This is a genomic window from Klebsiella sp. P1927, from assembly GCF_018204675.1.
In the GTDB taxonomy this organism is placed as follows: Bacteria; Pseudomonadota; Gammaproteobacteria; order Enterobacterales; family Enterobacteriaceae; genus Klebsiella; species Klebsiella pneumoniae.
This window is the reverse complement of record NZ_CP073377.1, coordinates 5,070,213-5,095,250: the sequence shown is the minus strand read 5'-3', so window position 1 is coordinate 5,095,250 and position 25,038 is coordinate 5,070,213. Positions and strand designations below refer to the sequence as shown.

The 25,038-nt window shown below is 53.9% G+C and carries 18 protein-coding genes, 1 tRNA gene and 3 rRNA genes; 14 read left to right on the top strand and 8 right to left on the bottom strand.

Annotation, left to right across the window (positions count from 1 at the left end; all coding sequences use genetic code 11):
* Positions 1-368: 368 nt before the first annotated feature.
* From KB892_RS25355 to rrf, 4 genes are all read left to right on the top strand, one after another.
* Positions 369-1,908 (top strand): 16S ribosomal RNA (locus tag KB892_RS25355).
* An 85-nt stretch (positions 1,909-1,993) separates the two neighbouring features.
* A tRNA-Glu gene (locus KB892_RS25350) sits at positions 1,994-2,069 on the top strand.
* Positions 2,070-2,251: 182 nt separating this feature from the next.
* A 23S ribosomal RNA gene (locus tag KB892_RS25345) occupies positions 2,252-5,153 on the top strand.
* Positions 5,154-5,252: 99 nt separating this feature from the next.
* Positions 5,253-5,368 (top strand): 5S ribosomal RNA (gene rrf, locus KB892_RS25340).
* Together the 16S, 23S and 5S rRNA genes with 1 tRNA gene alongside form the textbook arrangement of a ribosomal RNA operon.
* Positions 5,369-5,566: 198 nt before the next feature.
* On the opposite strand, the gene mobB is transcribed toward rrf, so the two are convergent.
* Both mobB and mobA read right to left on the bottom strand, forming a co-directional pair.
* Entirely contained in the window at positions 5,567-6,073 is a 507-nt protein-coding gene (gene mobB / locus KB892_RS25335) for a molybdopterin-guanine dinucleotide biosynthesis protein MobB (protein ID WP_002882596.1), read from the bottom strand.
* Positions 6,070-6,651: a molybdenum cofactor guanylyltransferase MobA gene (gene mobA, locus KB892_RS25330; RefSeq protein WP_002882607.1), complete on the bottom strand. Its 582-nt coding sequence runs from the start codon at positions 6,649-6,651 to the stop codon at positions 6,070-6,072. The genes mobB and mobA overlap by 4 nt, the downstream gene beginning before the upstream one ends.
* A 71-nt stretch (positions 6,652-6,722) precedes the next feature.
* On the opposite strand from mobA, the gene KB892_RS25325 reads away from it, so the two are divergent.
* From KB892_RS25325 to dsbA, 3 genes are all read left to right on the top strand, one after another.
* A complete protein-coding gene (locus KB892_RS25325) occupies positions 6,723-6,992 on the top strand; it encodes a YihD family protein (protein ID WP_002882612.1) in 270 nt (89 codons plus the stop codon).
* Between the two features lie 75 nt (positions 6,993-7,067).
* On the top strand, positions 7,068-8,054 hold the full coding sequence (locus tag KB892_RS25320; protein ID WP_002882726.1) for a serine/threonine protein kinase: 987 nt from the start codon (positions 7,068-7,070) through the stop codon (positions 8,052-8,054).
* Positions 8,055-8,081: 27 nt separating this feature from the next.
* The gene (gene dsbA / locus KB892_RS25315; protein ID WP_004146224.1) at positions 8,082-8,705 is read left to right on the top strand and encodes a thiol:disulfide interchange protein DsbA; all 624 of its coding nucleotides are present in this window, start codon (positions 8,082-8,084) and stop codon (positions 8,703-8,705) included.
* A gap of 48 nt (positions 8,706-8,753) precedes the next feature.
* On the opposite strand, the gene KB892_RS25310 is transcribed toward dsbA, so the two are convergent.
* Complete coding sequence (locus KB892_RS25310) at positions 8,754-9,653, bottom strand: acyltransferase (protein WP_002882728.1); 900 nt, start codon at positions 9,651-9,653, stop codon at positions 8,754-8,756.
* 396 nt (positions 9,654-10,049) lie between these two features.
* On the opposite strand from KB892_RS25310, the gene polA reads away from it, so the two are divergent.
* Positions 10,050-12,842 (top strand): DNA polymerase I, encoded by a 2,793-nt coding sequence (gene polA / locus KB892_RS25305; protein WP_002882729.1) that lies wholly within the window; start codon positions 10,050-10,052, stop codon positions 12,840-12,842.
* Positions 12,843-13,189: 347 nt separating this feature from the next.
* On the opposite strand, the gene yihA is transcribed toward polA, so the two are convergent.
* Entirely contained in the window at positions 13,190-13,822 is a 633-nt protein-coding gene (gene yihA / locus KB892_RS25300) for a ribosome biogenesis GTP-binding protein YihA/YsxC (protein WP_002882734.1), read from the bottom strand.
* 583 nt (positions 13,823-14,405) lie between these two features.
* Between yihA and yihI the strand changes: the two genes are divergently transcribed.
* Both yihI and hemN read left to right on the top strand, forming a co-directional pair.
* The gene (gene yihI, locus KB892_RS25295) at positions 14,406-14,912 is read left to right on the top strand and encodes a Der GTPase-activating protein YihI (RefSeq protein WP_002882743.1); all 507 of its coding nucleotides are present in this window, start codon (positions 14,406-14,408) and stop codon (positions 14,910-14,912) included.
* A gap of 188 nt (positions 14,913-15,100) precedes the next feature.
* Positions 15,101-16,474, top strand: a complete 1,374-nt coding sequence (gene hemN / locus KB892_RS25290; protein WP_002882745.1) for an oxygen-independent coproporphyrinogen III oxidase — start codon at positions 15,101-15,103, stop codon at positions 16,472-16,474.
* Positions 16,475-16,509: 35 nt separating this feature from the next.
* Here hemN and KB892_RS25285 read toward each other — a convergent pair whose 3' ends face one another.
* The 4 genes from KB892_RS25285 to glnA form a co-directional block, all read right to left on the bottom strand.
* Positions 16,510-16,620 carry a YshB family small membrane protein gene (locus KB892_RS25285; protein WP_004152951.1) on the bottom strand — a complete coding sequence of 37 codons (111 nt, stop codon included), beginning with the start codon at positions 16,618-16,620 and terminating at the stop codon, positions 16,510-16,512.
* A 110-nt stretch (positions 16,621-16,730) separates the two neighbouring features.
* Positions 16,731-18,140, bottom strand: a complete 1,410-nt coding sequence (gene glnG, locus KB892_RS25280) for a nitrogen regulation protein NR(I) (RefSeq protein ID WP_002882749.1) — start codon at positions 18,138-18,140, stop codon at positions 16,731-16,733.
* A gap of 8 nt (positions 18,141-18,148) precedes the next feature.
* Positions 18,149-19,198, bottom strand: a complete 1,050-nt coding sequence (gene glnL / locus KB892_RS25275) for a nitrogen regulation protein NR(II) (RefSeq protein WP_004146229.1) — start codon at positions 19,196-19,198, stop codon at positions 18,149-18,151.
* Positions 19,199-19,386: 188 nt separating this feature from the next.
* Complete coding sequence (gene glnA, locus KB892_RS25270) at positions 19,387-20,796, bottom strand: glutamate--ammonia ligase (RefSeq protein WP_002882753.1); 1,410 nt, start codon at positions 20,794-20,796, stop codon at positions 19,387-19,389.
* Positions 20,797-21,174: 378 nt separating this feature from the next.
* Here glnA and typA point away from each other — a divergent pair, with 378 nt between their 5' ends.
* The 4 genes from typA (at position 21,175) to dtd (ending at position 25,021) form a co-directional block, all read left to right on the top strand.
* On the top strand, positions 21,175-22,998 hold the full coding sequence (gene typA / locus KB892_RS25265; protein WP_002882755.1) for a ribosome-dependent GTPase TypA: 1,824 nt from the start codon (positions 21,175-21,177) through the stop codon (positions 22,996-22,998).
* Positions 22,999-23,133: 135 nt separating this feature from the next.
* On the top strand, positions 23,134-23,733 hold the full coding sequence (gene yihX, locus KB892_RS25260) for a glucose-1-phosphatase (RefSeq protein ID WP_004151865.1): 600 nt from the start codon (positions 23,134-23,136) through the stop codon (positions 23,731-23,733).
* Positions 23,727-24,587 carry a virulence factor BrkB family protein gene (locus KB892_RS25255; RefSeq protein WP_002882807.1) on the top strand — a complete coding sequence of 287 codons (861 nt, stop codon included), beginning with the start codon at positions 23,727-23,729 and terminating at the stop codon, positions 24,585-24,587. Before yihX ends, KB892_RS25255 begins: the two co-directional genes overlap by 7 nt.
* Positions 24,584-25,021 (top strand): D-aminoacyl-tRNA deacylase, encoded by a 438-nt coding sequence (gene dtd / locus KB892_RS25250; RefSeq protein ID WP_002882809.1) that lies wholly within the window; start codon positions 24,584-24,586, stop codon positions 25,019-25,021. The genes KB892_RS25255 and dtd overlap by 4 nt, the downstream gene beginning before the upstream one ends.
* Positions 25,022-25,038: the final 17 nt, after the last annotated feature.

Below are 25,038 nucleotides of genomic sequence, written 5' to 3'. Positions count from 1 at the left end.
GTTGAAAAAAGAGACGGTTGAAAACTTTTTTTGCATTTCCCCTTGTCACCTCAGAATTACTCCCTATAATGCGCCTCCACTGACACGGAACAACGGCAAGCAAGCCGCCGGGTCAGCGGGGTTCCGGTGAGAACCTCGCAGAGAAAAGCAAAAATAAATGCTTGACTCTGCAGCGGGAAAGCGTAATATGCACACCCCGCGCCGCAGCGAAAACGAAGCGGCACTGCTCTTTAACAATTTATCAGACAATCTGTGTGGGCACTCAAAGTGACATGGATTCTTAACGTCCTCGGACGAAAAATGAATACCAAGTCTCAAGAGTGAACACGTAATTCATTACGAAGTTTAATTCTTTGAGCATCAAACTTAAATTGAAGAGTTTGATCATGGCTCAGATTGAACGCTGGCGGCAGGCCTAACACATGCAAGTCGAGCGGTAGCACAGAGAGCTTGCTCTCGGGTGACGAGCGGCGGACGGGTGAGTAATGTCTGGGAAACTGCCTGATGGAGGGGGATAACTACTGGAAACGGTAGCTAATACCGCATAACGTCGCAAGACCAAAGTGGGGGACCTTCGGGCCTCATGCCATCAGATGTGCCCAGATGGGATTAGCTAGTAGGTGGGGTAACGGCTCACCTAGGCGACGATCCCTAGCTGGTCTGAGAGGATGACCAGCCACACTGGAACTGAGACACGGTCCAGACTCCTACGGGAGGCAGCAGTGGGGAATATTGCACAATGGGCGCAAGCCTGATGCAGCCATGCCGCGTGTGTGAAGAAGGCCTTCGGGTTGTAAAGCACTTTCAGCGGGGAGGAAGGCGTTAAGGTTAATAACCTTGGCGATTGACGTTACCCGCAGAAGAAGCACCGGCTAACTCCGTGCCAGCAGCCGCGGTAATACGGAGGGTGCAAGCGTTAATCGGAATTACTGGGCGTAAAGCGCACGCAGGCGGTCTGTCAAGTCGGATGTGAAATCCCCGGGCTCAACCTGGGAACTGCATTCGAAACTGGCAGGCTAGAGTCTTGTAGAGGGGGGTAGAATTCCAGGTGTAGCGGTGAAATGCGTAGAGATCTGGAGGAATACCGGTGGCGAAGGCGGCCCCCTGGACAAAGACTGACGCTCAGGTGCGAAAGCGTGGGGAGCAAACAGGATTAGATACCCTGGTAGTCCACGCCGTAAACGATGTCGATTTGGAGGTTGTGCCCTTGAGGCGTGGCTTCCGGAGCTAACGCGTTAAATCGACCGCCTGGGGAGTACGGCCGCAAGGTTAAAACTCAAATGAATTGACGGGGGCCCGCACAAGCGGTGGAGCATGTGGTTTAATTCGATGCAACGCGAAGAACCTTACCTGGTCTTGACATCCACAGAACTTTCCAGAGATGGATTGGTGCCTTCGGGAACTGTGAGACAGGTGCTGCATGGCTGTCGTCAGCTCGTGTTGTGAAATGTTGGGTTAAGTCCCGCAACGAGCGCAACCCTTATCCTTTGTTGCCAGCGGTTCGGCCGGGAACTCAAAGGAGACTGCCAGTGATAAACTGGAGGAAGGTGGGGATGACGTCAAGTCATCATGGCCCTTACGACCAGGGCTACACACGTGCTACAATGGCATATACAAAGAGAAGCGACCTCGCGAGAGCAAGCGGACCTCATAAAGTATGTCGTAGTCCGGATTGGAGTCTGCAACTCGACTCCATGAAGTCGGAATCGCTAGTAATCGTAGATCAGAATGCTACGGTGAATACGTTCCCGGGCCTTGTACACACCGCCCGTCACACCATGGGAGTGGGTTGCAAAAGAAGTAGGTAGCTTAACCTTCGGGAGGGCGCTTACCACTTTGTGATTCATGACTGGGGTGAAGTCGTAACAAGGTAACCGTAGGGGAACCTGCGGTTGGATCACCTCCTTACCTTAAAGAACCTGCCTTTGTAGTGCTCACACAGATTGTCTGATGAAAGTAAAGAAGCAAGGCGTCTTGCGATTGAGACTTCAGTGTCCCCTTCGTCTAGAGGCCCAGGACACCGCCCTTTCACGGCGGTAACAGGGGTTCGAATCCCCTAGGGGACGCCACTTGCTGGTTCGTGAGTGAAAGACGCGTGCCGAACTATCTCAAAACTCATCTTCGGGTGATGTTTGAGATATTTGCTCTTTAAAAATCTGGATCAAGCTGAAAATTGAAACGACACACTGTTTAAGTGTGTTCGAGTCTCTCAAATTTTCGCAATCAGAAGTGAAACATCTTCGGGTTGTGAGGTTAAGCGACTAAGCGTACACGGTGGATGCCCTGGCAGTCAGAGGCGATGAAGGACGTGCTAATCTGCGAAAAGCGTCGGTAAGGTGATATGAACCGTTATAACCGGCGATGTCCGAATGGGGAAACCCAGTGCAATTCGTTGCACTATCGTTAACTGAATACATAGGTTAACGAGGCGAACCGGGGGAACTGAAACATCTAAGTACCCCGAGGAAAAGAAATCAACCGAGATTCCCCCAGTAGCGGCGAGCGAACGGGGAGCAGCCCAGAGTCTGAATCAGCTTGTGTGTTAGTGGAACGGTCTGGAAAGTCCGACGGTACAGGGTGATAGTCCCGTACACCAAAATGCACAGGCTGTGAACTCGAAGAGTAGGGCGGGACACGTGGTATCCTGTCTGAATATGGGGGGACCATCCTCCAAGGCTAAATACTCCTGACTGACCGATAGTGAACCAGTACCGTGAGGGAAAGGCGAAAAGAACCCCGGCGAGGGGAGTGAAAAAGAACCTGAAACCGTGTACGTACAAGCAGTGGGAGCACCTTCGGGTGTGACTGCGTACCTTTTGTATAATGGGTCAGCGACTTATATTCTGTAGCAAGGTTAACCGTATAGGGGAGCCGCAGGGAAACCGAGTCTTAACTGGGCGTTAAGTTGCAGGGTATAGACCCGAAACCCGGTGATCTAGCCATGGGCAGGTTGAAGGTTGGGTAACACTAACTGGAGGACCGAACCGACTAATGTTGAAAAATTAGCGGATGACTTGTGGCTGGGGGTGAAAGGCCAATCAAACCGGGAGATAGCTGGTTCTCCCCGAAAGCTATTTAGGTAGCGCCTCGTGAACTCATCTTCGGGGGTAGAGCACTGTTTCGGCTAGGGGGTCATCCCGACTTACCAACCCGATGCAAACTACGAATACCGAAGAATGTTATCACGGGAGACACACGGCGGGTGCTAACGTCCGTCGTGAAGAGGGAAACAACCCAGACCGCCAGCTAAGGTCCCAAAGTCATGGTTAAGTGGGAAACGATGTGGGAAGGCACAGACAGCCAGGATGTTGGCTTAGAAGCAGCCATCATTTAAAGAAAGCGTAATAGCTCACTGGTCGAGTCGGCCTGCGCGGAAGATGTAACGGGGCTAAACCATGCACCGAAGCTGCGGCAGCGACACTATGTGTTGTTGGGTAGGGGAGCGTTCTGTAAGCCTGCGAAGGTGTGCTGTGAGGCATGCTGGAGGTATCAGAAGTGCGAATGCTGACATAAGTAACGATAAAGCGGGTGAAAAGCCCGCTCGCCGGAAGACCAAGGGTTCCTGTCCAACGTTAATCGGGGCAGGGTGAGTCGACCCCTAAGGCGAGGCCGAAAGGCGTAGTCGATGGGAAACAGGTTAATATTCCTGTACTTGGTGTTACTGCGAAGGGGGGACGGAGAAGGCTATGTTAGCCGGGCGACGGTTGTCCCGGTTTAAGCATGTAGGCTGATTGTCCAGGCAAATCCGGATAATCAAGGCTGAGGTGTGATGACGAGGCACTACGGTGCTGAAGTAACAAATGCCCTGCTTCCAGGAAAAGCCTCTAAGCATCAGGTAACATCAAATCGTACCCCAAACCGACACAGGTGGTCAGGTAGAGAATACCAAGGCGCTTGAGAGAACTCGGGTGAAGGAACTAGGCAAAATGGTGCCGTAACTTCGGGAGAAGGCACGCTGGTGTGTAGGTGAAGTCCCTGCGGATGGAGCTGAGACCAGTCGAAGATACCAGCTGGCTGCAACTGTTTATTAAAAACACAGCACTGTGCAAACACGAAAGTGGACGTATACGGTGTGACGCCTGCCCGGTGCCGGAAGGTTAATTGATGGGGTTATCCGTAAGGAGAAGCTCTTGATCGAAGCCCCGGTAAACGGCGGCCGTAACTATAACGGTCCTAAGGTAGCGAAATTCCTTGTCGGGTAAGTTCCGACCTGCACGAATGGCGTAATGATGGCCAGGCTGTCTCCACCCGAGACTCAGTGAAATTGAACTCGCTGTGAAGATGCAGTGTACCCGCGGCAAGACGGAAAGACCCCGTGAACCTTTACTATAGCTTGACACTGAACATTGAGCCTTGATGTGTAGGATAGGTGGGAGGCTTTGAAGCGTGGACGCCAGTCTGCGTGGAGCCAACCTTGAAATACCACCCTTTAATGTTTGATGTTCTAACGTTGGCCCCTGACCGGGGTTGCGGACAGTGTCTGGTGGGTAGTTTGACTGGGGCGGTCTCCTCCCAAAGCGTAACGGAGGAGCACGAAGGTTAGCTAATCCTGGTCGGACATCAGGAGGTTAGTGCAATGGCATAAGCTAGCTTGACTGCGAGCGTGACGGCGCGAGCAGGTGCGAAAGCAGGTCATAGTGATCCGGTGGTTCTGAATGGAAGGGCCATCGCTCAACGGATAAAAGGTACTCCGGGGATAACAGGCTGATACCGCCCAAGAGTTCATATCGACGGCGGTGTTTGGCACCTCGATGTCGGCTCATCACATCCTGGGGCTGAAGTAGGTCCCAAGGGTATGGCTGTTCGCCATTTAAAGTGGTACGCGAGCTGGGTTTAGAACGTCGTGAGACAGTTCGGTCCCTATCTGCCGTGGGCGCTGGAGAATTGAGGGGGGCTGCTCCTAGTACGAGAGGACCGGAGTGGACGCATCACTGGTGTTCGGGTTGTCATGCCAATGGCACTGCCCGGTAGCTAAATGCGGAAGAGATAAGTGCTGAAAGCATCTAAGCACGAAACTTGCCCCGAGATGAGTTCTCCCTGAGACTTTAAGTCTCCTGAAGGAACGTTAAAGACGATGACGTTGATAGGCCGGGTGTGTAAGCGCAGCGATGCGTTGAGCTAACCGGTACTAATGAACCGTGAGGCTTAACCTTACAACGCCGAAGATGTTTTGGCGGATTTGAGAATTTTCAGCTTAGATTCAGAGTTGAGTACGCAATATAAAGAATTGCATACTGAGCACAAAGAATTTGCCTGGCGGCACTAGCGCGGTGGTCCCACCTGACCCCATGCCGAACTCAGAAGTGAAACGCCGTAGCGCCGATGGTAGTGTGGGGTCTCCCCATGTGAGAGTAGGGAACTGCCAGGCATCAAACAAGTGAAGAGCCCATCCTGTCGGATGGGCTTTTTGCGTTTCTGTCGTCCGGCCAGCGTGCCGGCATGTCCCCCCGGTGGCGCTGCGCTTGCCGGGGCTACGGATCCGACACGGGGCTACGTCCCTGTGGCCGGACAAGGTGCGCAGCACCGCCTCCGGGAAAATCCCTCCTATATCACCGTCGATAAATGACTATTGCCTCTCTAACCAACTCACAATAAATGTCGCGATCTGTGGTACATCATTTAAATCCAGCAGCGGAAGTGAGGTCGCGATCGATACATCGCTGGCCACGGCGATGGTATGCTCATCAATTACCAGCTCTTCTACACGATGGCCGCTGTTTTGCCGAAAAAGCAGGATCTTCGGCACGGGTTCATGTTTAAACCCCTCCACTAAAACCAGGTCCAGTTTGCTGGCATCCATTCGACTGACCAGCCACGTGAGATCTAATTCCGGCTTCTCTGGCGTCTCGGTCATCAATGCCCACCGCTGTTCGCTGGCGACAATAGTTTGCGCAGCGCCCGCCTTACGCAGTTCATAGCTATCTTTGCCCGGCTTATCCACGTCCATATCATGATGGGTGTGCTTTATCAGTCCCGGGCGTAATCCTAGAGCGCAAAGCTCAGGGATAAGACGCTTTAATAATGTTGTTTTTCCGGTACCGCTCCATGCGGCGATCGCCAGTAATGGGATCATGATGGCTCCTGCATCTGCTGCAAATCTTCGAGCGTATTTACATTAATGAAAGCAGTTTTCACATCGCTGAAATTCACCGGGCGCCCACCCATTTGTCGCATAAAAACCATCACCCTGCGCTCTCCATGTGCCAGATAAGCCTCCAGTTCAGGAATGATTTGACGATGAACTAATGCAACGGCAGGATGATCCCGTTCGCCGTCATGGGCCCAAACGACCGGTGCGTCCCCTCTCTGCTGGATAAAGCGCTCCACCAAAAAGGACGGAATGAACGGCGTGTCGCAGGGGCAAAAAACAAACCATGGGCTCGCGACCTGCTGCATCACAGCAAGCATTCCGGCCAGCGGTCCCTGATAACCCTCCTGTATGTCTCGAAAGACCGGAAATCCGCTGGCACGCCACTGTTCAAGATGACGATTGGCGCTAATGACTAACTCATCTACCTGCGGGGCTAATGCTTCCGCGACGTGTCGCCAGAGAGGGCGACCATTTAGCGCCTGTAATCCTTTATCAATGCCGCCCATCCGCGTGGCCCTGCCGCCCGCCAGCACGACGCCGGTTATCGCCTCGCTTTGCATATGAATATCGCCTCTTTCATTGTGGGATTGACCCTGTTAACTTGTCCCTATCAAGAGTAAGGAGCATGACCATGAAATGTAAACGTCTGAATGAAGTAATTGAACTCCTCCAGCCAGCCTGGCAAAAAGAGCCTGAACTGAACCTGATGCAATTTTTGCAGAAGCTGGCGAAAGAGGCCGGCTATGATGGCGAACTGAGCGATCTTTCCGACGATATTCTGATCTATCACCTGAAGATGCGCGACTCTTCCAAAGATGCTGTCATCCCGGGTATTCAGAAGGATTATGAAGAGGACTTTAAAACCGCGCTGCTGCGCGCCCGCGGGGTAATAAAAGAGTAAAAGGTTGTAAGCGCTACCGCGTAAAGTGCAATGAGATGATATCCTGAACTATTCGTACGATTATCGGATGTCAGGATGCACGATAAGGCTTTTACTTTTCAGACGCTTCGCCCGGATACCATTATCGATGGGTTATTCGATCTGGGTATGCGGGTGGACTCCGGTCTCACCCCGCTAAACAGCTATGAGAACCGCGTTTATCAGTTCCAGGACGAAGAGCGCCATCGCTATGTGGTAAAGTTCTATCGTCCTGAGCGCTGGTCCGCAGAACAGATCCTTGAAGAACACCAGTTTGCGCTTCAGCTTGTAGAAGATGAAGTGCCCGTTGCTGCGCCGCTCTTATTTAATGACAGCACGCTTCATCAGCATCAGGGATTCTACTTTGCCGTTTTCCCAAGCCTTGGCGGTCGTCAGTTCGAAGCGGATAACCTTGATCAGATGGAATGGGTTGGCCGCTATCTGGGGCGCCTGCACCAGACGGGCTGCAAACAGCGCTTTACTGCCCGCCCGGAAATTGGCGTGCAGGAGTACCTGCTGGAACCGCGTCAGGTGTTTGAGCAGGCGACGCTGATCCCCTCTGGCCTGAAGGCCGATTTCCTGAAGGCGACCGATAAACTCATTGCTGCCGTCATGGAGCAATGGCACGGCCGCGGGAACACGTTGCGCCTGCACGGTGACTGCCATGCCGGTAATATCCTCTGGCGCGACGGACCACTGTTTGTCGACTTAGACGATGCGCGCACCGGCCCGGCGATTCAGGATCTGTGGATGCTGCTCAACGGCGATAAGGCTGAACAGCGTATGCAGCTGGAGACTATTGTCGAGGCCTATGAGGAATTCAGCCCCTTTAACAGCGATGAAATCGCGCTGATTGAACCTTTACGCGCTATGCGACTGGTTTATTATCTGGCGTGGTTGCTCAGACGCTGGGACGATCCCGCTTTCCCGGTCAATTTCCCCTGGTTAACCGGGGAGGATTACTGGCGGGGGCAGACGTCGACTTTTCTTGAGCAGGTGAAGGTTCTACAGGAACCCCCGCTTCAGTTAACGCCAATGTATTAATGTGATATATCCAGGAGAGAGTAAATCATGAAAAAAGTTTGGCTGGCGCTGGCTGGTATGATTCTGGCTTTTAGTGCATCCGCTGCCCAGATCACCGACGGCAAGCAGTACATCACCCTTGATAAGCCGATTGCTGGCGAGCCGCAGGTGCTCGAGTTCTTTTCGTTCTACTGCCCGCACTGCTACCAGTTTGAAGAAGTGCTGCATGTCTCTGACAATGTGCGCCAGAAACTGCCGGAAGGCACTAAAATGACCAAATACCACGTTGAGTTCCTGGGTCCGCTGGGCAAGGATCTGACGCAGGCATGGGCGGTGGCCATCGCGCTGGGCGTTGAAGACAAAATTACTGCGCCGATGTTCGAAGCCGTGCAGAAAAACCAGACTGTGCAGAGTGTGGCTGACATTCGTAAAGTGTTTGTCGACGCTGGCGTGAAAGGGGAAGACTACGATGCCGCATGGAATAGCTTCGTGGTGAAATCTCTGGTCGCTCAGCAAGAGAAAGCGGCAGCCGATCTGCAGCTGCAGGGCGTACCGGCTATGTATGTTAATGGTAAATACCAGCTGAATCCGCAGGGGATGGACACCAGCAATATGGATGTCTTCGTCGCTCAGTATGCGGATACCGTGAAGCAACTGGTAGAGAAGAAATAAAAAAAACGCCGGTCACTGACCGGCGTTACTTTATCTGTTTTGCAATAGCTACCGTTCTTTGTCCCTCATGATGTCAGTCAACTGACGGTCTTTCTCTTCCCATAGGCCATTCAGCCAGCGCTGGAAGCCGCGCTTAAAGTTCTTATCGTTAACGTAATCGCCGTGCAGCTCTTCGCCAATAGGGACCAGATTGATACGGACCACGATGCGCGTCAGGCGGCCGCTTAACATATCGTAAAATGGTCTTGTATGATTATCCGGGTAGCACAGCGTGACGTTCAGCAGTTTATCGAACTGCGAACCGAGTACGTTGAGCGCCATGGCGATACCAGCGGCTTTCGGCGGTAACAGGTTGTGGTAAGGAGAGCGCGTTTCGCGCTTTTTTTCTTCGGTAAAACGCGAGCCTTCCACAAAATTGACGATAGTCGTCGGATGCGCGCGAAATTTTTCACACGAACGGCGGGTGGTTTCGACATCTTTACCGCGGCGCTCCGGGTGACGAATAAGATAGCTGCGCGAGTAGCGGCGCATAAAAGGCATATCCAGCGCCCAGCAGGCGAGGCCAATGAAGGGTACCCACGCCAGCTGTTGTTTAAGGAAGTACTTATTCATCGGAATATGCTTGCGGAACAACACGCACAGCACCACGATGTCTGCCCAGCTGTGGTGGTTGCTGATCAGCAGATACCAGTTCTTTTTGTTCAGGCCTTCCAGACCCTGGACGTCCCATTTTAGCCAGGGATTGAGATGCAACAGCAGCGCCAGCCCTTCGCACCAGCAGTACATCATAAAATTGCAAAAAACGGATATAGAGCGCCATACCGCTGGAATGGGGACCAGCAGTTTAATCAGCCCGGCGACGATGATCGGTACAGAGCAGATAATGGTGACTAAGATGGTTAAGGCGATACTCAGCGGAAGTGTTATCGCAGCGAGTAATCTCGACATAGTTAGTTTATTCAGAAAGTTAGGCTGACAAAGAGCGCCTTTAAGCTGCGCAAGAGGCTGATTTTACCAGAAAACGCGGCAAATGACGGGTCTTACCAGAACAGAAAAAAACAAGGATCTTCTATCCACATGGAAGATTAGGTCATCAAATTAATGCCAGGATCGTTGATTTGTTTTTAAGTGGTTGATAAATAGTAAATAATACTATTTATTCATTTATTTTCAGGGGCGGATAAGCTGACGTTGTAAAACTATACACAAAGTTATCCACAAGCTAAGTTGTCGCGCGATCGCGACGATCGTTGAATCTTTTCCGCGAATTGCGGGAAAAATTCAGGATTTCATGCCCGTCTGTGGCATCCTTTATCCATAATCTGATAAACAGGCACGGAAATTATGGTTCAGATCCCAGAAAACCCTCTCATCCTCGTTGATGGCTCCTCCTATCTTTATCGGGCGTATCATGCGTTTCCGCCGCTGACTAACAGCGCAGGGGAGCCCACCGGGGCTATGTACGGCGTACTGAATATGCTGCGCAGTTTGATACTGCAGTATCAACCGACTCATGCCGTCGTGGTCTTTGATGCGAAAGGGAAAACCTTCCGTGATGAATTGTTCGAGCATTACAAATCTCACCGCCCGCCGATGCCGGACGATCTGCGCGCGCAGATTGAGCCGTTGCATAAGATGGTGAAAGCGATGGGGCTGCCGCTGATGGCAGTCCCGGGCGTCGAAGCTGACGATGTGATTGGCACCCTGGCGCGGGAAGCGGAAAGGGCAGGTCGCCCAGTCCTGATCAGCACCGGCGATAAAGACATGGCCCAGCTGGTGACGCCGGGCATCACCCTGATCAATACCATGACCAACACTATCCTCGGACCGGATGAGGTGGTTACTAAGTACGGCGTCCCGCCGGAGCTGATTATTGATTTCCTGGCGCTGATGGGCGACTCCTCGGATAACATTCCCGGCGTGCCGGGCGTGGGCGAAAAGACCGCCCAGGCGCTGCTGCAAGGCCTCGGCGGCCTTGATACGCTGTATGCGGAACCGGAGAAGATCGCTGAACTGAGCTTCCGCGGCGCGAAAACGATGGCGGCGAAGCTCGAGCAGAACAAGGACGTGGCTTATCTCTCTTATCAGCTGGCGACCATCAAAACCGACGTCGAGCTGGAGCTCACCTGCGAAGAGCTGGAGGTGCAGCCGCCGGCGGCAGACGATCTGCTGGCGCTGTTCAGACAGTATGAATTTAAGCGCTGGACCACCGACGTTGAGGCCGGAAAATGGCTGCAGGCTAAGGGGGGCAAACCGGCTGCGAAACCTGCAGCGCCTGCAGCAGCGGCAGAAGCGGAAGAAGAGGTTGAAGCCGCTACTGCACTTTCAGCAGAGCATTATGTCACTATCCTTGATGAGGCTACGCTGCTCACCTGGATCGATAAGCTGAAGCAGGCGCCGCTCTTTGCCTTTGATACGGAAACCGACAGCCTGGATAACATCTCCGCCAACATGGTTGGTCTTTCATTCGCTGTTGAGCCAGGCGTGGCCGCCTATGTCCCGGTAGCGCATGATTATCTTGATGCGCCGGATCAGATCCCGCGCGAGCGCGTGCTGGCGCTGCTTAAACCGCTGCTGGAGGATGAGAAGGTGCTCAAGGTCGGGCAAAATCTCAAATACGATCGCGGCATTTTGGCTAATTACGACATTGAGCTGCGCGGGATTGCGTTCGATACCATGCTCGAGTCTTACATTCTCGACAGCGTGGCGGGCCGCCACGATATGGACAGTCTTTCCGACCGCTGGCTGAAACATAAAACCATTACCTTCGAAGAGATCGCTGGCAAGGGTAAGAATCAGCTCACCTTTAACCAGATTGCGCTGGAAGAGGCTGGTCGCTACGCGGCGGAAGATGCCGACGTTACGCTCCAGCTGCATCTGAAGATGTGGCCGAAGCTACAGCAGCATGAAGGCCCGCTGAATATCTTCCAGCATATTGAAATGCCGCTGGTGCCGGTGCTGTCTCGCGTTGAGCGCAACGGCGTTAAAATCGACCCCGCCGTGCTGCATGCGCACTCGCAGGAAATTGCCCAGCGCCTGGTTGAGCTGGAGCAGCGAGCACATGAGATCGCCGGGGAAGCGTTTAATCTCTCCTCCACCAAACAGCTGCAAACGATCCTGTTTGAAAAACAGGGTATCAAGCCGCTGAAGAAGACGCCGGGCGGTGCGCCGTCCACCTCTGAAGAGGTGCTGGAAGAGCTGGCGCTCGATTATCCGTTGCCGAAAGTGATTCTGGAGTATCGTGGGCTGGCGAAGCTGAAGTCGACCTATACCGATAAGCTGCCGCTGATGATTAACCCCAAAACGGGCCGCGTGCATACCTCCTATCATCAGGCGGTCACCGCCACCGGCCGTTTGTCGTCTACCGATCCAAACCTGCAAAACATTCCGGTGCGTAACGAAGAAGGGCGCCGTATTCGCCAGGCGTTTATCGCGCCGGAAGATTACGTCATTGTCTCGGCGGACTACTCGCAAATCGAGCTGCGCATTATGGCGCACCTGTCGCGGGATAAAGGCCTGCTGACCGCCTTCGCGGAAGGGAAGGATATTCACCGGGCGACGGCGGCTGAAGTATTTGGCTTACCGCTGGACAGCGTCAGCAGCGAACAGCGGCGCAGTGCGAAAGCCATCAACTTCGGTCTGATCTACGGCATGAGCGCCTTTGGCCTGGCCCGCCAGCTGAACATCCCGCGTAAAGAAGCGCAGAAGTACATGGATCTTTATTTCGAACGTTATCCGGGCGTCCTGGAGTATATGGAGCGCACCCGCGCACAGGCGAAGGAGCAAGGGTATGTTGAAACGCTGGATGGCCGTCGACTCTATTTGCCGGATATCAAGTCCAGCAATGGCGCTCGTCGTGCCGGCGCGGAGCGTGCGGCGATTAACGCCCCGATGCAGGGGACGGCTGCGGATATTATCAAGCGGGCGATGATTGCCGTTGATGAATGGCTGCGGAGCGAGAAACCTCGCGTGCGGATGATCATGCAGGTTCACGATGAACTGGTCTTTGAAGTGCATAAGGATGAGCTCGATGCCGTATCGAAAAAGATCCACGAACTGATGGAGAACAGCACTACGCTGGCGGTACCGTTGCTGGTGGAAGTGGGCAGCGGCGAAAACTGGGATCAAGCGCACTAAGTATACAAAGCGCAACGCGATTTTCTGTAAGTAAGCAACATAACTTATAGAGTTTTGTGAGGATCATTTGAATTTGCTATGTAAATAGTGAAAAAAAACTACAAAAAATGCTTTATCCGTGAGCGAAAGAAGAGTAAAGTTATTCGCGTAGGGTACAGAGGTAAGATGTTCTATCTTTCAGACCTTTTACTTCACGTAATCGGATTTGGCTGAATATTTTAGCCGCCCCGGTCATTTATGACCGGGGCGTTTTTTATTGCGCGAAAGAAAAGTTTAAGGCTGTGAAAACAACGTAGTATGAACGTCCGGATAGGGCGCTACGCGCCGTTATCCGGAAAAAGCGGGGGTTACTCGGCGTCTTCGACGGCTTCTTGCGGCGGGATTTCGTTAAACCAGCTATCCAGCTTCTGTCGCAGCTTATCGACGCCAGATTTTTTCAGCGAAGAGAAGGGTTCAACCTGGACATCGCCATTGAAGGCCAGTACCGCTTCACGCACCATATTCACTTGCGCTTTACGCGCGCCGCTGGCGAGCTTATCGGCTTTGGTGAGCAGTACCAGCACCTGAATATCGCTCTCTACCGCCCATTCGATCATCTGCTGATCGAGATCTTTAAGCGGATGACGTATGTCCATCAGCACCACGAGACCCTTCAGGCATAGACGTTTTTCCAGGTATTCCCCCAGCGCGCGCTGCCACTTGATCTTCATCTCTTCGGGTACTTGCGCATAACCATAGCCGGGCAGGTCGACAAGGCGCTTGCCCTCAGCGACTTCGAACAGGTTAATCAGCTGCGTACGCCCCGGGGTTTTGGAGGTACGCGCCAGGTTCTTCTGATTAGTCAGCGTATTCAGCGCGCTGGATTTTCCCGCGTTGGAGCGGCCGGCGAACGCCACTTCAATACCGGTATCGGCAGGAAGATGGCGGATATCTGGCGCGCTAGTGACAAAGTGCGTCAGTTGATAATTCCAGTTGGTCAAGACGGTCGTCTCCGTTAAAACAGGCTATGGCAGCGATTATACCTGAACAGCAGAAAAAGGCTGTTTTTACCGCACGCCGTTCCTGTAAGTAAAAACCATATGGTTTGTGAGACATTGACTATTCTTTGTATAGGACATACCTGAGGAAAATAAGACAAAACATATTTAAAGTGTTGAAAATTAATTAATTATAGAAATAGAGAATTCTGAAAATAGATTTTTAACTGCCAGACTGGTTGTCGATTTTTGTCAACAAGGTAAAGTAATACACAACGGCGGGGATGCTGAAAGGATTAGGACTCAGGACGAGGAGTCAGGAAGCGCCAGGAGGCGAAGACCACAGGATAGTCAGGATGACGCGCGTCTTGGAGACGTTTTACAGGGAAAAGGAAGAAACAGGGACCGTTGGACGCTAAGGGAAAGACAGGGTGAGTCGTTAGCGAACAGGGAAAGAAGAGCCCGTTAAGGGTGGTCAGTGAGGAAAAAGGCGACAGAGTAATCTGTCGCCTTTTTTCTTTGCTTGCTTTCTGCTAGATTCCGCCTCAATTCTATACTGAATACTACTGTCTGAAGATTACACATCATGAAAAAACCGACATCCGCCACCCGTGGCAAATCCGGCCGCAAGTCGCGTGAAGAGTTAAATCAGGAAGCTCGCGATCGCAAACGGCAGAAGAAACATCGTGGCCACGCGGCAGGCAGTCGCGCGAACGGCGGCGATGCGGCTTCAGCGGGTAAAAAACAGCGTCAGGCGCAAGATCCGCGCGTGGGTAGCAAAAAACCGATCCCGCTGGGCGTGAGCGAAAGCAGCGCTCCAGCCCCCAAGCAGCATAAACCAAAGAGCGAGAAACCTATGCTTTCACCGCAGGCTGAGCTGGAGTTGCTGGAGAATGATGAGCGCCTGGACGCGCTGCTGGAACGTCTGGAAGAGGGCGGCACCCTTAATGCTGAAGAGCAGAGCTGGGTGGACGCCAAACTGGATCGCATTGATGAGCTGATGCAGCAGCTCGGCCTCTCTTACGATGATGAAGATGAAGAAGAGGAAGAGCGTCAGGAAGATATGATGCGTCTGCTGAAGGGTGGAAACTAACATTTGCATCCCATCGGATTCCCGGTACTCCTTATAACCCTTCTGGTTATATGTTATCTGCTGTGGTTATTCGTTAAACTACGACGGTTGTCGCGGCGTCAGAAATGGCTGCGCAACCGGCTCATGACCCGCGGTGCGGTGGGGCCGGGACGGCGTACCCGTCGGCGGCACCATCGGAAGGAGTGAGCATGTCTGAGCAGATAATCGACTGGGATCTGGCCCTGATCCAGAAATATAACTATTCCGGGCCGCGCTATACCTCGTATCCCACCGCGCTGGAGTTTTCACCGCAATTTGGCGCGGCGGAATTCGATGCCGCTGTGGCCCGTTACCCACAGCGTCCCCTGTCGCTGTACGTGCATATCCCGTTTTGCCATAAGCTGTGTTATTTCTGCGGCTGCAATAAGATAGTCACCCGCCAGCAGCATAAGGCCGATCAATATCTCGATGTCCTTGAACAGGAGATCATCCACCGCGCGCCGCTGTTTGCCACTCGCCAGGTGAAGCAACTGCACTGGGGGGGCGGCACGCCAACTTATCTCAATAAGGCGCAAATCAGTCGCCTGATGGATCTGTTGCGCAGCCATTTCCATTTCAGCGCGGAAGCCGAGATCTCCATAGAGGTCGATCCGCGTGAGATCGAACTGGATGTCCTCGATCATTTACGCGCTGAGGGTTTCAACCGCCTGAGTATGGGCGTACAGGACTTCAATAAAGAGGTTCAGCGTCTGGTTAACCGTGAGCAGGACGAAGCGTTCATCTTTGATTTGCTCAACCATGCGCGGGAGATTGGTTTTACCTCGACCAATATCGACCTCATTTATGGCCTGCCGAAGCAAACGCCGGAGAGCTTCGCCTTTACCCTGCAAAAGGTCGCCGAGCTCAATCCTGACCGCCTGAGCGTGTTTAACTATGCGCATCTGCCCACGCTCTTTGCCGCTCAGCGGAAGATTAAAGATGCCGATCTGCCCTCCGCTGAGCAGAAGCTGGAGATCCTGCAGGAAACCATCGGCTCGCTGACGACGGCAGGCTATCAGTTTATCGGCATGGACCATTTCGCCCGTCCCGATGATGAATTAGCGGTCGCGCAACGTCACGGCGTACTGCATCGTAATTTCCAGGGCTACACCACTCAGGGCGATACCGATCTGCTGGGGATGGGCGTTTCGGCGATCAGCATGATTGGCGACAGCTACGCCCAGAACCAAAAAGAGCTCAAGCAGTACTACCAGCAGGTAGCAGAGCAAGGGAACGCCCTGTGGCGCGGGATCGCGTTAACTCGCGATGATTGTCTGCGTCGCGACGTGATTAAAGCGTTGATCTGTAACTTCCAGCTGGATATCGCGGCGGTCGAGGCGCAGTGGGATGTGGATTTTGCGTCTTATTTCGCCGAGGATCTGAAGCTGCTGGCGCCGCTGGCGCATGACGGGCTGGTGGCTGTGGATGATAAGGTCATTCAGGTGACGGCGAAAGGCCGCCTGCTGATCCGCAACATCTGTATGTGCTTTGATGCCTACCTACGGCAAAAGGCCCGGATGCAGCAGTTCTCACGGGTTATTTAATATTTTCCCCCTCTCCCGCAGGAGAGGGGGAACAATTAGCTGAACAGCCCGACCAGCGCAGCGCACAGCACGGCAGCGACTGCCGTTTGTGGCGTGTGACTCGCAGCGGCGCCGCTCGATATCATACTCACCAGTGATTCAAACATGATGCTCTCCCCTAATGCCGGGCACGATCATACTCAACTCATCGGAACAGTAAAGTACAAAATAGCAGCACTTTGCGCCGATCGGCTATTTTTCATCATGCTGTTGAACCCTACTCCATACCCAACTCTTTTAGCTTACGCGTCAGGGTATTACGTCCCCATCCCAGCAGGCGCGCAGCCTCCTGCTTGTGCCCCTGAGTATGGCGCAGGGCGGTCGTTAGCAGCGTGCGCTCCATTTCGGGTTGCGCTTCTGAGAGCAGGTTTTGATGACCGGATCGCAACGCCCGATCGGCCCACTGACCCAGCAGCGTAGCCCAGCTGTCAGGCTGCATCTGCGTTGGGCTATCAGGAATCGTGGTCTCAAACAGTTCGCTCGGCAGATCCTGCGTCAGCACCTCCTGGCCGGCGGCCATGACGGTGAGCCAGCGACAGGTGTTTTCCAGCTGACGGACGTTGCCTGGCCACGCCAGGCGGGTCAGCGCTGTCTCCGTTTCCGGATGCAGCTGTTTGGCTTCAACGCCGAGCTCGCGGGCGGCTATCTGCAGAAAATGGCGGGCCAGGCGTGGAATATCTTCCCGGCGCTCGCGCAGCGGCGGTAAATGCACCCGGATGACGTTCAGGCGGTGGAACAAATCTTCACGAAATTTCCCCTCCTGCACGCGCTGTTCCAGGTTCTGGTGGGTAGCGGCGATGATCCGCACATCGACCTTGACCGGCGCGTAACCGCCCACGCGATAAAACTGACCATCCGCCAGCACGCGCAGCAGACGAGTCTGGACATCAAGCGGCATATCGCCAATTTCATCCAGGAACAGCGTACCGCCGTCAGCCTGTTCAAAGCGACCCTGACGGACGGTATTGGCGCCGGTAAAGGCTCCTTTTTCATGGCCGAACAGCTCGGACTCAATCAGGTCCTTGGGGATCGCCGCCATATTCAGCGCGATAAACGGCGCTTTTGAGCGTGGACTATGGCGATGCAGGGCATGTGCGACAAGCTCTTTACCGGTACCGGATTCGCCATTGATCAGCACGCTGATGGATGAGCGCGACAGGCGGCCAATAATGCGAAAGACATCCTGCATAGCTGGCGCTTCGCCGATGATGTCGGCAGTTGGGCTACTTATCGGCGCATTTCGCGGCTGCTGCTGCTCTTGATAGTGGCTTATCGCCCGGTCGACGAGGGCGACGGCTTCATCGATATCAAAAGGTTTGGGCAAATAATCAAACGCGCCCTGCTGATAAGCGCTGACCGCGGCGTCCAGATCGGAATGCGCGGTCATTATGATGACCGGAAGCATTGGATGGCGCTGCTTAATCTGTTTGAGCAGCGCCAAACCATCCATTCCGGGCATACGGATATCTGACAGCAGTACATCCGGGGTTTTGGTGGTGAGGGCATCTAGCACCTCATTGCCGCTTTCGAACGTTGTGCAGCTCAAGCCGGCTCCGGTGAGCGCGCGTTCAAGCACCCAGCGGATGGAGCTATCGTCATCAACGATCCAGGCTATCCCTCGTTGCATAAACACCTCTACTTCCGAATAGGCAGGTATACCGAAAATTCGGTATGACCCGGCCAGCTGGTGAATTCAATTTTGCCGGAGTGCTGATCGATAAGGCTACGGGCGATAGATAAGCCCAGGCCGGTACCGCCTTCGCGGCCGCTGACCATCGGATAGAACAGCGTATCCTGGAGATGGGGCGGAATACCCGGGCCATTATCTTCAACGTCGATGCGGGCGGCGAGGCGATAACGCACCCCGTGCAGCGTCAGCTGGAAAGCGGTGCGGGTGCGAAGAATAATTTCGCCCCCTTCCGGCCCCAGCGCCTGCAGCGCATTACGGACGATGTTCAGCAACACCTGTTCAATTTGATCCGGGTCGTGGGGTAGCTCTGGTAGGCTGGGGTCGTAATCGCGGATCAACTTCACGTTGTCCGGCAACTCCATGGAAACCAGTTTAACTACCCGTTCGGCGACTTTGTGGATGCTTTCGGTAACGTGCATGCCCGGATGCTGTGGTCCGAGCAGGCGGTCGACCAGATTTCTTAACCGGTCGGCCTGCTCAATGATCACTTTGGTATATTCCGTTAGCGCCGGGTCGGGCAGCGCTTTGCTGAGCAGCTGGGCCGCGCCGCGCAGGCCGCCTAACGGGTTTTTTATCTCATGCGCCAGGCCGCGGACGAGGTCGCGAGCGGCGACCTGCTGCGCATGCTGCAGCTGCTCCTGGCTCAGGCGGCGCTGATTATCCATCGGCGCCATTTCCAGCAGAATAAAGCCTTCCGGCAGCCGCTGGGCGGTCAACGACAGGATGTGCGAACGGCCATCGATAACCAGCGTCACTTCGTTATCGGTAAACCCCTGGCCCGCCTGCAGGCTCTCCTGCATCAGCCCGATATTCAACGAAAAATAGCTCAACAGCTCAGGTAATGGGGTGCCAAACAGCTTGCGCGAGCTCTGCGCCAGCAGCTGCTGCGCCGCAGGGTTGGCAAAGTGCACCGCCAGGTCATCATCGACCAGTAAAATACTGTTGATAAGGGAGTTAAGGATCTGCCCAGCATCGGGCAGTGTGCCTGTTGCCATTCGACAGTCTCCTGAAAATGAATGCACCAATTTAGTGCAGTATAGCTTTTTATCGGTAAAAAGCTCGCGAGATCAGCGTGTTGGTGGAGAAAAAAGCCCATCCTGAGATGGGCTGAAAGTTTCCACGGCAACAAAATATCCCGGGCATCTCGCGCCACAACACGACATACCCTGGATTTACAGCAAAATTAGACGCTGTAGTACAGTTCGAACTCAACCGGATGCGGAGTCATGCGTACGCGGTCGTTCTCTTCCATACGCAGGGCGATGTAGGCATCGATAGCGTCATTGGTGAACACGCCGCCAGCGGTCAGGAACTCGCGGTCAGCATCCAGGGCCTGCAGGGCTTCTTCCAGAGAACCGGCAACCTGCGGGATCTCTTTCGCTTCTTCCGGCGGCAGGTCATACAGGTTTTTATCCATTGCTTCGCCCGGATGGATTTTGTTCTTGATACCATCAAGGCCAGCCATCAGCAGCGCCGCAAAGCACAGGTACGGGTTGGCAGCCGGGTCCGGGAAGCGCACTTCGATACGACGCGCTTTCGGAGAGGTCACCACCGGAATACGGATAGAGGCAGAGCGGTTACGGGCAGAGTAAGCCAGCATAACCGGCGCTTCGTAACCCGGGACCAGACGCTTGTAGGAGTTGGTGGTCGGGTTCGCCAGGGCGTTGATGGCTTTAGCGTGTTTGATTACGCCGCCGATGTAGAACAGCGCCTGCTCAGACAGACCGGCGTATTTGTCGCCGGAGAACAGGTTGGTACCGTTTTTCGCCAGAGACATATGGCAGTGCATGCCGGAGCCGTTGTCGCCGAACATCGGTTTCGGCATAAAGGTCGCGGTTTTACCAAAGCGGTGAGCGACGTTGTGAACAACGTATTTGTAAATCTGAATTTCATCCGCTTTTTTGGTCATGGTATTGAAGCGGGTTGCCACTTCGTTCTGACCTGCGGTTGCTACTTCATGGTGATGGGCTTCAACAACCAGACCCATCTCTTCCATGATCATACACATGGTGGAACGGATGTCCTGAGAAGAGTCTACTGGCGGAACCGGGAAGTAACCCCCTTTCACGCCCGGACGGTGACCTTTGTTACCGCCTTCGTATTTGGTGGAGGAGTTCCACGCACCTTCAATGTCATCGATCGCGACATGGGAGCCGGAGATAGAGGCGCCAAAACGGATGTCGTCGAACAGGAAGAATTCTGGTTCTGGCCCGAACAGGACGGTATCAGCGATGCCGGTGGCGCGCAGGTACTCTTCAGCGCGTTTCGCGATGGAGCGCGGGTCACGGTCATAGCCCTGCAGGGTGCCTGGCTCGAGGATATCGCAGCGGATGATCAGGGTCGGTTCTTCGTAGAACGGGTCAATGACCGCGGTGGACGCGTCCGGCATCAGGACCATGTCAGATTCGTTGATACCTTTCCAGCCACCAATCGAGGAGCCATCAAACATTTTGCCTTCTTCGAAGAATTCGGCATTTACCTGATGAGACGGAATCGTGACGTGCTGTTCTTTACCTTTGGTATCGGTGAAGCGCAGATCGACAAACTTCACTTCGTGCTCGTTCAGCATCGTCAAAACGTGTTCAGCGGACATACTTAAACTCTCCCGGATTGGTCATTGTCGTCGTGGTAACGAAAACTTCATACTGCTTAAAAGTGGCGTTGTTGCCTTAAAAAATATAAAGCGAAATCTGTGCCAACTTTTAAATGCCCCATAAAACGCTGTATCATGCGCACCATAGTGCAAAAGGACTGCACCATGATGGAGATAATGCACCAAAATAGTGCTTCAGTGTGAACATTGAGCACCATTTTGGTGCAATTTTTGTTACGGTGCCCTTTTATCGCTCCGTGAAAGCGGTCACAAAGAAACTCTGCAATACTTGTTTGCGGAGGATGTTTGTGATCCTGTTCAGTCCTTCGCTTAATACGTGTACAATAACGCGCTATTTCTAATGCCTGAGGCAAAGTTGTGATCGAAAATCTGCGTAATATCGCCATCATCGCGCACGTTGACCATGGTAAAACTACCCTGGTTGACAAGCTGCTACAGCAATCCGGTACGTTCGACGCACGTACTGAAGCACAAGAACGTGTGATGGACTCCAACGATTTGGAGAAAGAGCGTGGGATTACCATCCTCGCGAAAAACACCGCAATCAAATGGAATGATTACCGTATCAACATCGTTGATACCCCAGGGCACGCCGACTTCGGAGGTGAAGTTGAGCGTGTTATGTCCATGGTTGACTCTGTGCTGCTGGTGGTAGATGCCTTTGATGGCCCGATGCCGCAAACGCGCTTCGTGACCAAAAAAGCTTTTGCCCACGGTCTGAAGCCGATCGTGGTCATCAACAAAGTTGACCGCCCGGGCGCGCGTCCGGACTGGGTTGTCGATCAGGTGTTCGACCTGTTCGTTAACCTCGATGCGACCGACGAACAGCTGGACTTCCCGATCGTTTACGCGTCCGCGCTGAACGGTATCGCGGGTCTGGATCACGAAGACATGGCTGACGACATGACCCCGCTGTACCAGGCGATTGTCGATCGCGTGCCGGCGCCGGACGTTGATCTTGACGGTCCGCTGCAGATGCAGATCTCCCAGCTGGACTACAACAACTACGTTGGTGTTATCGGCATCGGCCGCATCAAGCGCGGTAAAGTGAAGCCGAACCAGCAGGTCACTATCATCGATAGCGAAGGCAAAACCCGTAACGGTAAAGTCGGTAAAGTGCTGACTCACCTGGGTCTGGAGCGAATTGAGAGCGACGTAGCTGAAGCTGGCGACATTATCGCGATCACCGGTCTGGGCGAGCTGAACATCTCCGACACCATCTGCGACCCGCAGAATGTCGAAGCGCTGCCGGCCCTGTCCGTTGATGAGCCGACCGTTTCCATGTTCTTCAACGTCAACACCTCTCCGTTCTGCGGTAAAGAAGGTAAGTTCGTTACCTCTCGCCAGATCCTGGACCGTCTGAATAAAGAGCTGGTGCACAACGTGGCGCTGCGCGTTGAAGAAACCGAAGACGCTGATGCGTTCCGCGTTTCCGGCCGTGGTGAACTGCACCTGTCCGTTCTGATTGAAAACATGCGTCGTGAAGGTTTCGAGATGGCGGTTTCCCGTCCGAAAGTTATCTTCCGTGAAATCGACGGCCGTAAACAAGAGCCGTTCGAGAACGTGACGCTGGACGTCGAAGAGCAGCATCAGGGTTCTGTCATGCAGGCGCTGGGCGAGCGTAAAGGCGACCTGAAAAACATGAATCCGGACGGTAAAGGCCGCGTACGTCTCGACTACGTGATCCCAAGCCGCGGTCTGATCGGCTTCCGTTCAGAGTTCATGACCATGACCTCCGGTACCGGTCTGCTTTACTCCACCTTCAGCCACTACGACGACGTTCGTCCGGGCGAAGTGGGCCAGCGTAACAACGGCGTACTGATCTCCAACGGTCAGGGTAAAGCGGTAGCGTTCGCGCTGTTCGGTCTGCAGGATCGCGGTAAGCTATTCCTCGGCCACGGCGCTGAAGTTTACGAAGGCCAGATCATCGGTATTCACAGCCGTTCCAACGACCTGACGGTAAACTGCCTGACCGGTAAGAAACTGACCAACATGCGTGCGTCTGGTACTGACGAAGCCACGGTTCTGGTTCCGCCGGTTAAGATGACCCTGGAGCAGGCTCTGGAGTTCATCGATGACGACGAACTGGTAGAAGTTACTCCGACCTCTATCCGTATCCGTAAACGTCACCTGACCGAGAACGACCGTAAACGCGCGATGCGCGGTGCAAAAGAAGAGTAATTTTTTCTTCTTGTTGTTCGCTAAACCCCGCCTCTCCGGCGGGGTTTCTTTTTTTCATTCCTGCATCACACGCCAATAGTCAAATCCAGCCTTTCCCGCTAAAGTTAATTTTCCACGGCGCGGAAGGAGACAAAAATGCTCTATATCTTTGATTTAGGTAATGTGATTGTCGACATTGACTTCAACCGGGTATTGGGAGCCTGGAGCGATTTAACCCGCATCCCGCTGGCGACGCTGAAGCAGCATTTCACCATGGGTGAGGCTTTCCATCAGCATGAGCGCGGCGAGCTCAGCGATGAAGACTTTGCCGCCGCCATGTGCCATGAAATGAATATGCCCCTCAGCTATGAACAGTTTGCTCACGGCTGGCAGGCGGTGTTTGTCGCGCTGCGCCCGGAGGTGATTACCATCATGCATAAACTTCGTGCCCAGGGGCATCGGGTGGTGGTGCTCTCCAATACCAATCGTCTGCACACCACGTTCTGGCCCGATGAATACCCGGAAGTGCGCGCGGCCGCCGATCGCATTTATCTGTCGCAGGAGATGGGATTGCGTAAGCCTGAAGCGCAAATTTATCTGCGAGTACTGGAAGAAGAGGGGTTTTCCGCCGCGGATACGGTCTTTTTTGATGATAACGTCGATAATATAGCAGGGGCCAACCGGTTGGGGATCACCAGTATCCTGGTGACTGGTAAGGAGACCATCCCTGACTATTTCGCGAAACAGCTATGCTAAAAACCGTTCATCAAAAATTACTCCACCATACCCGGCCGCTGCTGGCGTGGCTAAAGCTGCTGTGGCGGCGCATTGATGAAGATCATATGACCACCCTGGCGGGGAACCTCGCCTATGTGTCATTACTGTCCCTGGTGCCGCTGATTGCCGTCGTGTTCGCGCTGTTTGCGGCCTTTCCTATGTTCTCCGAAGTCAGCGTGCAGATCCGTCATTTTATCTTCGCCAATTTTATTCCGGCGACCGGGGATGTAATCCAGGGATATATCGAGCAGTTCGTGGCCAACTCCAGCCGCATGACCGCCGTAGGCGCCTTTGGCCTGATCGTCACCTCGCTGCTGCTGATGTACTCGATCGACAGCGCGCTAAACACCATCTGGCGCAGCACGCGCAGCCGCCCCAAAGTTTATTCCTTTGCCGTTTACTGGATGATCCTGACCCTCGGCCCGCTGCTGGCGGGCGCCAGCCTGGCGATCAGTTCCTATTTGCTGTCGCTGCGCTGGGCAAGCGACCTGGACGGCGTAATTGATAATCTGCTCCGCCTATTTCCGCTGATCCTCTCCTGGGCAGCGTTCTGGCTGCTCTATAGTATTGTACCGACTACCCAGGTACGTAACCGCGACGCGGTGATCGGGGCGCTGGTGGCGGCGCTGCTGTTTGAGGCAGGTAAAAAGGCGTTTGCCCTCTATATCACCACCTTTCCGTCCTATCAGCTAATTTATGGGGTGATTTCGGTGGTGCCGATTTTGTTCGTCTGGGTGTACTGGACCTGGTGTATCGTCTTGCTTGGCGCTGAAATTACTGTCACTCTCGGTGAATACCGCAAACTTGAAACAGAAGAAACAGAACAACCATGATTGCATTAATTCAACGCGTATCCCGTGCAAGCGTTACCGTGGCGGACGAGGTGACGGGCGAAATTGGCCCAGGGCTTCTGGTGCTGCTGGGCGTCGAGAAAGACGATGATGAACAAAAGGCGAATCGCCTTTGTGAACGCGTGCTGGGCTACCGCATCTTCAGCGATGCGGAAGGGAAAATGAACCTGAATGTCCAGCAGGCGGGCGGCAGCGTGCTGGTGGTTTCGCAATTTACGCTGGCGGCCGATACCGAGCGGGGGATGCGACCGAGCTTCTCGAAAGGCGCTGCCCCTGACCGCGCTGAGGCGCTGTATGAGTATTTCGTCGCCCGCTGTCGCCAGCAGGAAATGCACACCCAGACCGGAAGATTCGCTGCGGATATGCAGGTTTCTTTGGTCAATGATGGTCCCGTGACCTTTTGGTTGCAGGTATGACCCAGCTTCCGGGCAGG